Origin of the sequence: Sinorhizobium kostiense, from assembly GCF_017874595.1 — a bacterium.
GTDB classification, from domain to species: domain Bacteria; phylum Pseudomonadota; class Alphaproteobacteria; order Rhizobiales; family Rhizobiaceae; genus Sinorhizobium; species Sinorhizobium kostiense.
Genome location: NZ_JAGILA010000002.1, coordinates 734,988 through 749,337 on the forward strand (window position 1 = coordinate 734,988; position 14,350 = coordinate 749,337).

Sequence of the window (14,350 nt, forward strand, 5' to 3'; positions counted from 1 at the left end):
TTCCGCACCGCGCAGCATAGGCATCGAGATGACGTCATTTCGCCTGCCATTGCGTACCGAATTGCCACGCGGGGCCTCGTTCTCGCGCGGACAGGAAGTCGACTACCGCGGCGTCGAACTCTTGTGGACGTTCGATATTGATCGAATGTCCGCCTTCGATGTCGATGATGGCGATGTGGGGATGCGCCTCGGATAACCAATTCCGGGCAGGCTGGAATTGGTTTTCCCAGCGGCCGTTAATGAGAAGCGTCGGGGTGCGCAGATCGCCGAGTCGTCCACGTACCGAAAGCACCGGTGTCGCCTGTTCGAGAAGCAGGGCAATTCCTGTAGCATCCGTCGCGTCTGCATCCTTGCTGAGCATGTCGCGAACGTCCGGCGGAAACCGCTTGGCATGGCATGGGTGATAGGTCATCCGGCGCATGGCGGCATGTCCATTCCTGCGGATGTCTTCGATAGATGCCCGATTGCGCTGGTCGTCCGTTTGCGTCCAGTCGGCACGCAAGGCGCCGTTTGCATTCGTGAAGATCTGCGCGAGGACGCGCTTGGGGTACGTCAGGGCATAGCGCAACGTCAGTGCCGCACCGAAACTCTGACCGCAGATATGCCACTTGTCGATCTGCAGACGCTCGCGAACCGCATCGATCGCCTTCACGACCGCCTCCGGGGTTGCGGCGCTCGGCTCGCCTGGAGTGGGTGAAAGCCCATGAGCGGGCAAATCAATTCGGACGCGCCGGAAATGCTTGGCGAGTTCCAGATTCGGAATCCAATGGTTCCGGCTCGACAACAGGCCGTGAACCAGCAGCAGCGGCGGTTGCCCGCGGTCAGGATCAGCTTCAAAATAGAGTTTCATGGAGTGCCGATGTTTCCCCGCTCCAGCCGAGAACTTACCGGTTAAAGCGGCGGAGTTGCACCTGCGTATTGGCAAGTCCAGATCAAACAATTGGTTATGTTACTGCCCATTCATTCCTCGCTATAGACGCAGTTCACAAGGCGCATGCTGTCGGGCCGCAAAAGTGGCGCCCGAAATTTGCCGGTCCCGCGGCTCCGCGGTTGTGGCGGTACACCGCCCTAGAGAGCGGCAGCGCCATCCTTGATTGGAAGTGGAGGACTTATGACATCCTTTGTCAGCTACGAATGCCGCGACGGGCTCGCGATCGTCACCATCGACAATCCGCCGGTCAACGCGTTGAGCCACGTCGTCAGGGCGGGTCTCATCGATGCGGTGCACGCAGTGGAAGAGGATGCGGCCGTCAGAGCCGTGGTTCTGCGATGCGCCGGTCGAACCTTCGTGGCCGGCGCCGACATTCGCGAACTGGGGCAGCCGCCGCAGGCGCCGATCCTGCCGGAAGTGATAGAGGCGATCGAAGGCGCGCGCGTGCCGTGGATTGCAGCAATTCATGGAACGGCCCTCGGCGGAGGATTGGAGTTGGCGCTCGGCTGCCACGTAAGGATCGCCGACCCAGGAACGAAGCTCGGTTTGCCCGAGGTGAGCTTGGGCACGATCCCCGGCGCTGGCGGTACCGTGCGCCTATCGAGACTGGTGCCGATCGCTGATGCCGTCGAACTCGTGACGAGCGGCAAGCCAATTGATGCCGATCGGGCCCTGAAGATCGGGCTCGTCGATCGCATCGCCGAAGGTGATCTGCTGGAAGCTGCAGAAGCGCTCGCGCGCGAGCTGCTGACCCACCCCATGCCTGCACCCTTGGTCGATCGGCCCTGCCCGGATGCGGAGACGGTCGATTGGAATTCGACCGCGACGGCGCTCGCCCGAAAGGCGAGAGGTGCGCAGGCGCCACTGGAAGCCTTGGAGGCCGTTCGCGAGAGTATTTCCCTCTCGGGCCGCGACGCCTTGAGGAAGGAAAGGGAGCGTTTCCTGAGGCTCGTTGCTTCCGAGGAGGCCGCGGCTCTTCGCTACGCCTTCTTCTCGGAACGGAATGCGGGCAAGAGCCTTGCAGCCATCAAGGCCGAACCAGCGGATCTTTCTCACGTGGGTGTCGTTGGCGGCGGCACCATGGGAGCCGGCATCGCGGTCGCGCTGCTCTTGTCAGGCACCGCCGTAAGCTTGCTCGAGCGGGACGAGGCTACAGTTGCGGCGGCGCGGCAGCGGGTTCTCGAGACCCTGCAGGCAAGCGCTGCGCGGGGCGCGATCACGCTGACGCAGGCAGACGACGCTCTCGAACGGCTGACGGCGACACACGATTACGTCTCGCTGTCCGCCTGCCCCCTCGTGATCGAGGCGGTGTTTGAGGATGTCGACGTCAAGAAACAGGTGTTCGCTCAACTTGATGCGGTCATGCCGCCCGAGGCAGTTCTGGCGACCAACACGTCCTACCTCGACGTCGACGCCTTGGCAGAAACGACGGCCGACCCAGCCAGGGTGCTTGGTCTGCACTTTTTCGCACCCGCCCACGTCATGAAGCTGTTGGAAATCGTCCGCGGCAAGCGCACGATTGATCGCGCTCTGGCGACCGGCTCGGCTCTTGCCAAGCGGCTGAAAAAAATTGCGGTGGTGTCGGGCGTCTGCCATGGCTTCATCGGCAACCGGATCCTGGCCGCCTATCGGCGGGACTGCGAGTTCATGCTTCTCGAGGGGGCTTTACCGGCACAGATCGATAGCGCCATGAAAGCGTTCGGTTTCCCCATGGGCATCTTCGCGGTCCAGGACCTGAGCGGACTTGATATTGCCTGGGCGCAGCGCAGGGCCGCTCGCGCGACGCGAGACAGGTCGCAGCCGTACTGCCACATATCAGACAGGCTGTGCGAGCTTGGACGATTGGGACGTAAGGCGACGAAAGGCTGGTACGATTACAGTACAGGCGAGCCCCAAACCGATCCGGCAGTCACGCGCATCATCGAGGACGAGAGGGTAAGGACAGCTTCGACCGTCCGGGGATTTTCGGACGGGGAGATCATTCGGCGGATCATCAGAGTGATGCAGCAGGAGGGCGAGGCGCTTCTTGCCGAAGGAATTGCCGAAAGCGCTGCCGATATCGATGTTGTGATGGTCTCAGGCTATGGCTTTCCCCGCCATCGCGGCGGGCCCATGTACATGTCGGGAAGCAAAGCACTGCAAGCGGCTGATGCTCCATAAGTATCCAGCCACTCCGTTTCAGCGTTGTTTCGATCTTGGCACACCCTCGCGCGCGAAGGTTCACTCACGATTGCTTCCCAAGGCGGAGATCAAACCATGACAACAATCGTAACCATTCCGGGCATCATGTCTGATGCTCGCACCTGGAGCACCATCGCGGATGCGTTGAAATGCGAGGGAACAACCGTGCATGTGGCCGATACAAGCAGCGATATGACGTTGGAAGGGGTGGCAGCACGCGCGCTGTCTGAAGCACACGGCGAGTTGATTGTCCTGGCACATTCGATGGGTGGTCGCGTAGCCATGGAAATGGGCCGCCAAGCACCAAAACGTATCCGGGCCATGGTTCTCGCCAGTACGAATGCCGAAGGCCCAGATGTACATGAAGCCCCTCAGCGCGAGGCCCGCATCGCAGAAGCGAATGCCGACATGATTGCCTACGCGCGTGGTTGGATTCCGAAAGTGATCTCGGCTGCAAGTATGCGGAACGCGGACTTGGTGTCTCGTATTCAAGAGGTGGTCGAAGATTGTCCGCCTGAGGTGCACGAGCGGCAGAACCGTGCACTGCTCGTGAGACCCGATGCTACTACATACTTAGGCACGTTCGAGTTTCCGGTGTTGCTGATTACCGGTTCAGAAGATCGTTTGTCGACAGCCGTCGCGCACGATGCCATCGCAGGGATGCTGCAGGACGCCGAATCCGTGATCATAGAAGATGCTGGTCATCTGCTTCCCCTCGAACAGCCACGAAGAGTTTTCGAGACCATCAAAGACTGGCTTTCCCGCAAGGCCTTGCACCGACCTGAGTACAGTACTCGAAAGATACGCTAAGAATCAGGCCATGCCGGCGGTGAACACCTGCTGGATTTCTGGTAGCAATCCGGCACACCCTGATCCAAGAGGCTGCGTCGCCTTCGAACCGCGACGCCCTTCGGAGCGCCCTGGTTGCCGACCGGGCGATACTGGACTGCGACGTTCTCAAACGCCAGCCAGTGTGTTGAGACTGAGCAGAAATCGCGGGCTGTGCGGCGCGCAAATGCGCCCGTTTCGGGCTCGACCGCAATGGCTTCCGCGCGCATTGCCGTCACTCAGCAGTTGGCTGTCCAAGCTCGCGCTTAGGCCCCAGAAGCGGAAATTATTGCCGCTCGCCCGCCCTGTTGACTGAGGCCCAAAGCCAGGGCACAAAGATGGCATCCACGGTCGCTCGCGATGGGAAAACGTAGGGAATTTCAAGGCTTTTCCGCTAAGCCTTTGAAATCATGTGAGAATCCAAGGTCCCCAGGCAGGCAAAATTTACGCCTGTAGCACCTCGTTCTCATCTGCCGATCGTCCGAAAAAATTCCGCAGGTTTTACAGCTACATGCTCCCTTTTCCGCGCTGGTAGCTGCAGCTTCCCGCTACGCCGATGTCGCAATCTACGATCGCACGAAAACTGGCTGGGGACCCAAATTTGTCAGGGGCAAATTCTTCCGCTTTGCGCCTAGGAGCTGTCATCTGCCGCCCCGTCGGCGCTGGCACGTTTCGACCCAATGCTGTCACTCAAGGATAGCGGTCGGAGTTTCCGGTGTCAGCTTCAAAAGCGGGCACCCAGTTGTGCTCGCTGGATCTGCTCTCTCAGTTTGCCCCTGCTGGGCCACTGAACTTCCGGGGAATGAGTTTTGGTGCGGAGACACGAATGCGATCGTCGCCAGAACGGTCTCGCTGGAGAGCTGATCTCTGCTGCGTGGCGAAATTCAACTGAACCTTCATAGCGCTCCGGCGATCTCCAGCGAGATCGAAGGCAGCGATCGCCTCATCGACGGGCAAGCTGTGGCTGATCAATTCTGACAGGTCCACTTTGCCGCGGGAGATGAGATCGACAGCTTGGCCAAACTCCTCATCGAAGCGGAAACTGCCGATTACTTCGATTTCCTTGGTGACGACCGAAGGTAGCGCAAATTGCATTGGCCCGCCCAGGCCGACGGCGACCAGCCGACCCCGCGGCCGCAAGCAGTCCAAAGCCGTTGCAATTGCAGATGGATGACCGGAGCAGTCGAAAGCCACGTCGATTTTACCCTTGCCGGCCTTGTAGCGATCGAGACCGCTCGCATCGGGGGCCACCACGACAAGCTCGTCAGCGCCGAGACTCGCGGCCACCGCAAGCGGCTCCTGGACGACATCGCATGCGATGATGTAGGAGGCGCCGGCATGGCGCGCCGCCGCAACGGTCAAACAACCGATCGGCCCGCAACCGGATACCAGAACCGTTGCCCCGAGCAGCGGGCCCGCGCGCTTGACCGCGTGCAGGCAAACGGCAAAGGGCTCCGCGAGCGCGGCAGGGCCGGCATCAGTGCCGGGACCAACAGGAAACACCCGTTTCTCGGGAACGATGATGCTGTCACGGAACATGCCCTGTGCATGCGGAAAACGCATGGCGCTACCGCTGAACACCATGTCGTGGCACTCGTTGCGGAGACCTCGGCGGCATTCTTCGCATTTGCCGCAGGGCATGGATGGGTTGATCGCGGCGAGATCACCCGGCCCGACGCGCGTCACGCCTTTGCCGACCGCCGTGATCACCGCGGACACCTCGTGGCCGAGGATCATCGGCTCCCTGAGGCGTACGGTGCCAAAGCCGCCGTGATGATAGTAATGCAGGTCCGATCCGCAGATTCCGCCTGCGACGACGCGAACGAGTACCTCTCCTTCGCCAGGATCGGCGACCTCCGGTAGCCGTTCCAGACGGAGGTCATGGGGAGCGTGAGCGACGACAGCGCGCATGAATGTACCTCCTTAAAGCACGGACAGCATGCCGCCGTCGACGTAGATGATTTGGCCGTTGACATAGTCGGATGCCGAGGAAGCAAGGAAAACCGCCGTGCCGACGAGTTCTTGCGGCTCACCCCAGCGGCCGGCCGGCGTGCGGCTCTTCACCCAGCCATCGAACTGCGGATTGTTGACAAGCGCCTCGTTCATGTCGGTCAGCATGTAGCCGGGCCCGATGGCATTTGCCTGAATGCCGAACTTGGCCCATTCGGCCGCCATCCCCTTCGTCAGCAGTTTCACGCCGCCCTTTGCCGCGGTATAGGGAACGACCGTAGCGCGCGCGACTTCGCTCGTCAGCGAGCCGATATTGATGATCTTGCCGTGGCCACGGGGGATCATCCGACGCGCCGCCTCCCGGCCGACGAGGAAAGCGCTGGTCAGATTGGTGTCGATGACGCGCTGCCAATCGGCAAATGAAAGCTCGACAATCGGCTGCCGGTGCTGAATGCCGGCATTGTTGACGAGGATGTCGACCTCCAGGCCTTCGCCGTCGAGCCGTTCAAAGGCGTTCCTGACGGCCGCCTCACTTGTCACGTCGAAGGCCGCCTCCGATACCTGGTATCCCGCCTTCCGCATTTCTTCCGCGACGGTCGCCACGGGCTTTTCGGTTCGGCCGTTGAGGACGAGCCTGGCGCCGGCGTCGCCGAGGCCCTGCGCGATGGCGCGGCCTAGTCCGCGCGACGATCCGGTCACCAAAGCCGTGCGGCCCGTAAGGTCGAAGAGTTTGCTGGTCATCGGGTATCTCCCTCAAAGCTCCGAGCGGCGGCAGATCAGATCCGGACGCTGATAGACCTCGGGCAGCAGATCCGTGCCGAGCCCCGGACCTTCCATCGGCAGGACGTAACCGTCCGTGATCGTCGGCACGACGGTCACGAGTTCCTTGTACCAACCGGTATAGAAAGCCCGGACCGACTCCTGGATCAGCGTGTTCGGCTGGCTGAAAGAGGCATGGATTGCCGCTGCAAAACCGACGGGGCCGGTGCAATCATGCGGCGCGAAGGGGCGATGATAGGTGTCGGCAAGAGAAGCGATCTTGCGCCCCTCGGTCAGGCCGCCCGTCCAGCAGAGATCGACCATCACCACGTGGGTGGCGTTCCGGTCCAACATGTCCTTATAGGGGAAGCGCGATCCGAGGGTCTCGCTCGCACAGACCCAGACATCCGTTGCCGCCGCATATTCGGCCAGCGCCTGCGGTGAGTTCATGCGGATCGGGTCCTCGTACCACGTCGGGGCGTAGGGCTCCAGTGCCCGGGCGATCTTCTTGGCAGTGGGAAGATTCCATAGCGAATGGAACTCCACCATGACTTCCATCTTGTCACCGACGGTCTTGCGGATCTTCTCGAAGGGCTCGGTCGCCTTCTTCATTTGCTCCGCTGTGATGAAGAGGCCCCTGTTTTCTTGTGCCGGCGGGTCGAACGGCCAGATCTTCATTGCCGAAATGCCGCTTTCAAGCAGATTCTCGGCGAGCGCACCGGCGTCGCCCATGAAGCCGGCCAGATCTTCATAGGGTCCCTCGCCGGCGCCGATGTTCCAGGTGTCCACCGGGCGGATATTGTGGCTGCGGACATAACCGTAACCGGCACAGGTGTTGTAAACGCGCAGCTTGTCAGCGGCCAATCCGCCGAGCATCTGGTGTACCGGCTGACCGCACACCTTGCCGAAGAGATCCCAGAGCGCGATGTCGATCGCAGAAGCGGCCCGATATTCAACGCCCGTCGAAGCCTGCGCCATCGGGAGGTCCGTCATAACCCGATTGAGCGCCTCGATGCGTAACGGGTTCTGGCCGAGCAAGCGGCTTGCCAGCGTGTCGTGAATATGGGCCTCGACGGCACCGGCACCGTAGAAGGTCTCTCCGAGGCCAATCGTCCCCTCATCGGTGTGAACGCGGACCCAGAGAACGTTCGAAAACTCTTCCGTTCTCAGCGTCTCCAGTGCGGTGATCCTCATGCGCTCCTCCCTTTGGCAGTCTGAACCCCGCTCCGGCCTGCCGGCCTGGCCTCCGCTCAGGAACGCCGGATGGGAATTGACATATCATGATATTCTGTGAAATATCACATGCGAATTGCAATACGTGTTCGGAGCGAATTTTGCAAGAGAGACCACTCAAGGAGAGGAGCAAAGTCGCCAAGCCTTCGGCAACTGCCGAGGTTGAAGGCGTTTGGCCGCTCGAGCATGGGCGCGATCTGACCGCGCTCGCCTACGATCGGATAGAGGCGCTGTTCGTTTCCATGCGCATCGCGCCGGGCGCGGAAATCCGCACGCAGGACCTTCAGGCAATGGTTGGCATCGGCCGCACGCCGGTGCATCAGGCCGTACGCAGGCTCGCGGCCGAAACGCTTCTGGAAATTCGCCCGCGCAACGGCCTTCGTGTTGCGCCGATCGACCTCTCTCGGGAAAAGCGCCTTGCGGAACTCAGACGCGATCTCGACCGCTTCGTCACGGCGGCCGCCATTCGCAACATGACCTCCAATGATCGGGCCGCCCTTCATCACCTGAAGAGGAAGCTCGAAGCCGAGGGGCCGGCGATGACGGTCGACAGTTTCAATTTCATCGATAAATCGTTCGACGACCTCCTGATCCGAGCGTCGGGTGAGCGATTTCTTGAACGGATACTGAGCCCGCTTCACGCCATCGGCCGGCGTAGCGGCTACCTGCATCTGACCCATATAAGTGGACACGACGGCCTGTCGCGTACCGTCGAGCGCCACATTGCCATCATGAAAGCCGTGCTTGCGGGCGATGCGGAGAGAGCCTGCCAGGCATCCGACGAATTGATCCAGTTCAGCATATCCATGCTCGTCGAACTCGAGGAACAGGTAGATCCGGCCCTGCTGGACATCCGCTTCTCCACCACGAGCAGCCTTGCCGGGGTGATTGCGCCCGCCAAGACAGGGAATTCGGCGCCCCAAGATAAATAAACCCGTACCCACCGCAGATCATCCAAGGGAGGAGAGATGATGACACGCTTTCTGTTCAATACCGCAGCCACCGTCGTGGCGGTGCTTGGCCTGGCCGGCGCGGCCAGCGCACAGGAGTATTCGTTCCGATTCCAATCGTCGGACCCGGCCGGCAATCCCAATTTTGAATACCAGAAAGGCTGGACGGACCTCGTTGCCGAGCGATCCGGAGGCAAGGTGAAAATCGAGCTTCTGCCGGTTGGCTCGGTCGTCGAGTACAACGAGACCCTTGACGCCGTTGCAGGCGGCATTCTGGATGGACAGATCTGCGATTCTTCCTATTGGGCCGGCAAGGACCCGGCATTCGGCCTGATCTCAAATCCGGTTGGCGCCTGGTCCGACCCCGCCCAAATGATCGATTTCGTCGAAAACGGCGGCGGCAAGGAAATCATGACAGAGTTGCTCGGATCGTATGGCCTGCATTTCATCGGTGTTTCGACCCCCGGCCTCGAAGCCTTCGTATCCCGCGTGCCGCTTGACGGCGTCGACGACCTTAAGGGGGTCAAGGTACGCTCGCCCGAAGGCCCGATTGCAAACGTCTTCGCCGCGGCCGGCGCGGCCCCCGTCAACCTCCCGGCATCCGAGGTTTACACGTCTATCGACAAAGGCGTGGTGGACGCTGCCGATTATTCGGTGTTTTCGGTCAACCAGCAGCAGGGCTTGAACAAGGCGGCGCCGCACCCGGTCTATCCAGGCTTTCACTCCTTACCGCTCGTCGAAGTGTCGATGAACAAGGCGAAATGGGACGAATTGCCCGACGATATCAAGAAGATGATGGAGGAAACGGTCAAGGAATTCCAGCAGACCCAGATCGAGGGGCTGAAGAAGGCCGATGGGGCCGCGCTCGAACAAGCGAAGGCTGACGGATCCATAACCGTGCACGACTGGTCAGCGGAAGAGCGCGCCAAGTTCCGCAAGATCGCCGTTGCGGAATGGGAACGCGTCGCCAAGACTTCGCCGATGGCGCAGAAGGTCTTCGATACCCTGACTGCCTACCTCAAGGAAAAGGGCCTGTTGTAACAGGCTATGGGCGGCCCACCCGCTGGGCCGCCTTCACTTCGATATGGCTAGGGAGAGAAGCCATGAGCGATCATCCCCGCACGAGGGAAGAGATAGACCTGGCGGCGACAAGCGAAGGCATCGGCGCCCCGGTTCCTGAATCCGGTCTCATGGGACGGATCGTGGATAAGGCCGGATATATCTTCGCCGCCGGGATCGTCGTCGCCGCACTTATCCTCCTGACAGAGGTTTTCCTGCGCTATGTCCTCAACAGCCCCACCATCTGGGCACATGAGACGACGGTCTTCCTTTGCGGATCCGCCTTTGTCTTCGGAGGGCTCTATTGTACCTGCCGAGACAGCCATATTCGGGTGGTTCTGATATATGATCACTTGTCCCCACACGCGAGACGGATCGCAGATATTGTCATCTCGCTGGTTTGTGCGCTTGCAAGCGGCTTTTTCGCTTATGCCGCCTACCACATGGTGACGCGCGCGGTCTTCACCCCATCGGGCGAAATACGCCTCGAAACGACCGGAAGCGCGTGGAGCGCACCAACCCCGGCTCTGATCAAGATCTTTATCTTCATCACGATGGTCCTGCTGGTCCTGCAATTCTTGATCCTGGCTTTCAACTACGCACGCAGCGGGCAGAGAGATTAGTCAATGGCAGATTTCCTCGACGTCGGCCTCAACCTCCAGTCGCTTGGGATTGGGTGGGGCACCATAGTGATGTTCGTGCTGATGGTCGGCTTGCTTTTGACCGGCATGCCTCTGGCCTTCGTGACGCTGCTGGTGGCGCTGATATTTGCCCTCGGCTGGTTCGGCCCGATGTCGATCCCGCTGATCACCAGCCGCGTCTACTCCTTCGTCATGAACTTCGTGTTCGTCTCCGTGCCGATGTTCGTGCTGATGGCGGCAATTCTCGACCGTTCCGGGATCGCGCGCGACCTGTTCGATGCGATGAAGCTCTTCGCCGGCCGCATCCGCGGCGGTGTCGCCGTGCAGACGGTCTTCGTGTCTGTCATTCTGGCGGCGATGAGTGGCATCATTGGCGGTGAGATCGTCTTGCTCGGTCTGATCGCCCTGCCCCAGATGTTGCGCCTCGGCTATGACCGGAGCTTGGCCATCGGTGTCGTCTGTGCTGGTGGTTCGCTCGGTACGATGATCCCGCCATCGATCGTTCTGATCATCTACGGCCTGACTGCCAACGTTTCGATCGGAGAGTTGTTCACGGCCGCATTCATACCCGGCTTCATGCTGGCCATGTTCTACGTGGTCTACATCCTGGCGCGGGCCTATTTCACGCCACATGTGGTACCGCCAGCGGATCCGACACCGATCCCCACCGCCGAGAAACTCCGCCTCCTCAAGGGATTGGCTCTGCCGATCCTTGTGGTATTCATCGTCCTCGGCTCAATCTATGGCGGCATTGCGTCGGTGACCGAGGCTTCCGCTATCGGCGTCGGCGGCGTGGTGCTGTCGACAATCCTGCGCGGCGAGTTCTCCTTTGCATTGCTGCGCGACGCGGCCATGCAGACACTGGCAACGGTCGGCATGATCGTCTGGATCGGCATCGGTGCGACAGCGATTGTCGGCGTTTACAACCTGATGGGTGGCGTCAACTTCGTGTCCGGTCTCATCACCGGCATTTCCGACAATCCGACAGTCATCATTCTCTTCATGATGCTCATTCTCTTCGTGTTGGGCGCCTTCCTTGACTGGGTCGGCATCGCTCTGCTCACGATGCCGATCTTCGTGCCCATCATCAAATCGCTTGGCATGGACCCGGTCTGGTTCGGCGTACTCTTCTGCATGAACATGCAGGTATCTTTCCTCTCCCCGCCATTCGGCCCCGCCGCGTTTTACCTCAAGTCGGTTGCCCCGCCCGGCATCACCCTCGGCGTTATCTTTAAATCGTTGATACCATTCATCATGCTTCAGATGCTTGGGATTGCGGTGCTCATAGCTTTTCCAGGGATAACCGGACGGTAAGCACGATGCCGAAGCGCCAATCCAAAAGAAGCGCCGGCCGTCGCTGCGAGGCCGCGCTTGCCAGTATTTGGCACGAACGCCTTGATCTGCTCCCATTGGTCGTCGCGAAGAACCTCCCCTTCAAAATCTGACGCCCAAAGGCCAGCTCTGATGCTGATGACGCAGTTGGAAATCTCACCCCGTTCGCGCGCTGGCGTGAGCCCGAACGGTTCGGTCCCAAATAGATAGTCGCTCCGTGAACTGTCCGCACGTCACTGGCAATGCTCTGTAACATCCGCTTTCCGATGAGGGCGATCCCTTGGGCAGCGTGTAAAATCCGCAGTGAGTAGATAACTGCAGCCAAGGAGCCCATGATGAAGCTATAAAGCACGGAGTCGCTGTTCCTCTCGAGCTCCTATAGGGCGGGAATTATGGAGATGTCGGCTTCTCACGCGCATTACTGTCACTGGTAGGGTGGCTCTCCAACTTCCGCCCTCCACCCATCTCTGCTGATGCTGACCCGCTAGCGAAGGCGCGCTTAGGCCCCAGAAGCGGAAATTATTGCCGCTCGCCCGCCCTGTTGACTGAGGCCCAAAGCCAGGGCACAAAGGTGGCATCTACGGTCGCTCGCGGCGGGAAAATATAGGGAATTCAAAGGCGATTTCGCTAAGCCTTTGAAATTATGTGAGAATCCAGGTTCCCCAGCCAATTCTCGCCAAATCTTGCTTTGGTTTCTCTGACGTGTTCGCCGTTTGGCGTTATGGACGTCCCTGCCCTGCGCTCGACCTTCATCGCCCCTCACTCCGCCGAATTAAACTGCAGCGTAAACACGACCCCCGCGATCTCCTCGGCCACCGCCTCCGAGAACTCGAGCGGCATGCAGCCCTCGAGTGCCGAGCTCGCGGCCGCGACGAACGCCTTGCGTTGTGCCTCGTCGCCAGTCACGCGGATTGCCGTCGGCTGCGGCGGGCCCATCAAGGTGCCGTTGGCTCGGAAGGCGAATTTCAGCGTTACGAAGGAGTTCTTGATGCCGACGGGCGGGGTCCAGCATCGGCCGAGGGCGTCATTGACCTCGCCGAGGCTCCGCAGGGGTTCGGCCAGCAACCGACTCGGTTGCAAGAGGAAAAGCACGCCGGCCATGGCGCACGCGGCGAGGAATTGCATCTTTTCAGCCCGGTTCCGATCACACCCACTGCATTCGAGATAGCGTCGAATCGCGCGCGGACGCAACCGCCCGTTCAAAGCGCTGCTACAGGAGCCCACGCTTCGCCAGGTTGCGCATCAGCGCAGCCGTGCCGAAGGTCCAGGGCGGGCAATCGGTCGAAAGCCGCACGGTGTTGACGAGGCTGCCGAGCGCCGGGCTCGAGATCGTCACCACGTCGCCGATCCTGTGGGTGAAACCCTGGCCCGGCTCGCCGCGGTCCTCGACCGGGGCGAAGAGCGTTCCCATGAAGAGCATCAGCCCATCAGGATATTGATGGTGTGGACCGATCGTCTGGGCGACGAGGTCGAGCGGGTCGCGGCTGATCTCGCGCATGGTGCTCGAGCCCTGGAGGCGGAAACCGTCCGGCCCCTCGACCAGGAGATCGAGATCGGCGTTGCGTACGTCATCGATTGAATAGGTTTCGTCGAAGAGGCGGATGAAGGGGCCCATGGCGCAGGAGGCATTGTTGTCCTTGGCCTTGCCGAGAAGCAGTGCCGAGCGGCCTTCGACGTCGCGGAGGTTCACGTCGTTGCCGAGGGTGGCGCCCTTCACGCGGCCGTCAGCGGAGACTGCGAGCACGATTTCCGGCTCCGGATTGTTCCAGCGCGAAATCGGGTGCAGCCCGACGGCCGCACCCCAGCCGACTGCCGAGAGGGGTTGCCCCTTGGTGAAGACCTCGGCATCCGGGCCGATGCCGACCTCCAGATATTGCGACCAGACGCCCTCCTCGATCAGCGCCGCCTTGACGCGCGCAGCTTCGGGCGAGCCAGCCTTCAAGTCCCTGAGGCTGTCGCCGATGATCGCCGTCATCCGCGCGCGGATCGCCTCGGCGCGGGCCGCGTCGCCGGCGGCGCGCTCCTCGATGACCCGCTCGATCATCGAGCGCGCGAAGGTGACGCCGCAAGCCTTGATGGCCTGGAGGTCCGGCGGGGCGAGGAGATGGAGGTTGCGGCTCGCGCGATCCCCGGCGGCCATGACATCAGCAATGGAAGCCAGCGCTTCACCGGTGGCGGAGCGGACGTGGGCCACAGGATCGTCAAGGTTGAGCAGATCGCGCATGGTCGGCGCGGCCCTCGAAGTGATATCGATCAACTCACCGTCACGGATGGCCATAAGGCTCGGCCCCTCCACATCCGGGCGCCAGGCGCGCCCGACAAAGGTGCCGGTTTCATAAGCCATGGTCATCGTTCTCCTCCACTCGCACTGTTTCCGCCTCTTCACAGGTTTTCGCAGTCGAACCGCCTGTCTGTAAAGACCTTCGCGCAGCAACCGCATGTTGCAGGGCCTCGGGGAACCCTCCAATAGCTGGGGCGTTAACCGT

General features: G+C 61.0%; 12 protein-coding genes. 6 read left to right on the top strand and 6 right to left on the bottom strand.

The window, feature by feature from the left end:
- Positions 1-34: 34 nt before the first annotated feature.
- A complete protein-coding gene (locus tag J2Z31_RS09995) occupies positions 35-940 on the bottom strand; it encodes an alpha/beta fold hydrolase (protein ID WP_209601737.1) in 906 nt (301 codons plus the stop codon).
- Positions 941-1,111: 171 nt separating this feature from the next.
- Between J2Z31_RS09995 and J2Z31_RS10000 the strand changes: the two genes are divergently transcribed.
- A complete protein-coding gene (locus tag J2Z31_RS10000) occupies positions 1,112-3,091 on the top strand; it encodes a 3-hydroxyacyl-CoA dehydrogenase NAD-binding domain-containing protein (RefSeq protein ID WP_209601738.1) in 1,980 nt (659 codons plus the stop codon).
- 96 nt (positions 3,092-3,187) lie between these two features.
- A complete protein-coding gene (locus J2Z31_RS10005; RefSeq protein ID WP_209601739.1) occupies positions 3,188-3,922 on the top strand; it encodes an alpha/beta fold hydrolase in 735 nt (244 codons plus the stop codon).
- 783 nt (positions 3,923-4,705) lie between these two features.
- Here J2Z31_RS10005 and J2Z31_RS10010 read toward each other — a convergent pair.
- From J2Z31_RS10010 to J2Z31_RS10020, 3 genes are read right to left on the bottom strand one after another with little or no spacing between them, the layout of a single operon-like run.
- Positions 4,706-5,851 (bottom strand): L-idonate 5-dehydrogenase, encoded by a 1,146-nt coding sequence (locus tag J2Z31_RS10010; protein WP_209601740.1) that lies wholly within the window; start codon positions 5,849-5,851, stop codon positions 4,706-4,708.
- Positions 5,852-5,863: 12 nt separating this feature from the next.
- Entirely contained in the window at positions 5,864-6,631 is a 768-nt protein-coding gene (locus J2Z31_RS10015) for an SDR family oxidoreductase (RefSeq protein WP_209601741.1), read from the bottom strand.
- A 12-nt stretch (positions 6,632-6,643) separates the two neighbouring features.
- Entirely contained in the window at positions 6,644-7,843 is a 1,200-nt protein-coding gene (locus J2Z31_RS10020; protein WP_209601742.1) for a mandelate racemase/muconate lactonizing enzyme family protein, read from the bottom strand.
- 140 nt (positions 7,844-7,983) lie between these two features.
- On the opposite strand from J2Z31_RS10020, the gene J2Z31_RS10025 reads away from it, so the two are divergent.
- From J2Z31_RS10025 to J2Z31_RS10040, 4 genes are all read left to right on the top strand, one after another.
- A complete protein-coding gene (locus J2Z31_RS10025) occupies positions 7,984-8,814 on the top strand; it encodes a GntR family transcriptional regulator (protein ID WP_234939351.1) in 831 nt (276 codons plus the stop codon).
- Positions 8,815-8,853: 39 nt separating this feature from the next.
- Entirely contained in the window at positions 8,854-9,873 is a 1,020-nt protein-coding gene (locus tag J2Z31_RS10030) for a TRAP transporter substrate-binding protein (RefSeq protein ID WP_234939352.1), read from the top strand.
- A gap of 62 nt (positions 9,874-9,935) precedes the next feature.
- Positions 9,936-10,514 carry a TRAP transporter small permease subunit gene (locus tag J2Z31_RS10035; protein ID WP_209601745.1) on the top strand — a complete coding sequence of 193 codons (579 nt, stop codon included), beginning with the start codon at positions 9,936-9,938 and terminating at the stop codon, positions 10,512-10,514.
- Positions 10,515-10,517: 3 nt separating this feature from the next.
- Positions 10,518-11,846 (top strand): TRAP transporter large permease, encoded by a 1,329-nt coding sequence (locus J2Z31_RS10040; RefSeq protein ID WP_209601746.1) that lies wholly within the window; start codon positions 10,518-10,520, stop codon positions 11,844-11,846.
- Between the two features lie 777 nt (positions 11,847-12,623).
- Here the strand turns inward: J2Z31_RS10040 and J2Z31_RS10045 are convergent.
- Together J2Z31_RS10045 and J2Z31_RS10050 are read right to left on the bottom strand one after the other, a co-directional pair.
- Positions 12,624-12,989, bottom strand: a complete 366-nt coding sequence (locus tag J2Z31_RS10045; RefSeq protein WP_209601747.1) for a hypothetical protein — start codon at positions 12,987-12,989, stop codon at positions 12,624-12,626.
- An 85-nt stretch (positions 12,990-13,074) separates the two neighbouring features.
- Positions 13,075-14,214 (bottom strand): fumarylacetoacetate hydrolase family protein, encoded by a 1,140-nt coding sequence (locus J2Z31_RS10050; RefSeq protein ID WP_209601748.1) that lies wholly within the window; start codon positions 14,212-14,214, stop codon positions 13,075-13,077.
- Positions 14,215-14,350 lie beyond the last annotated feature (136 nt).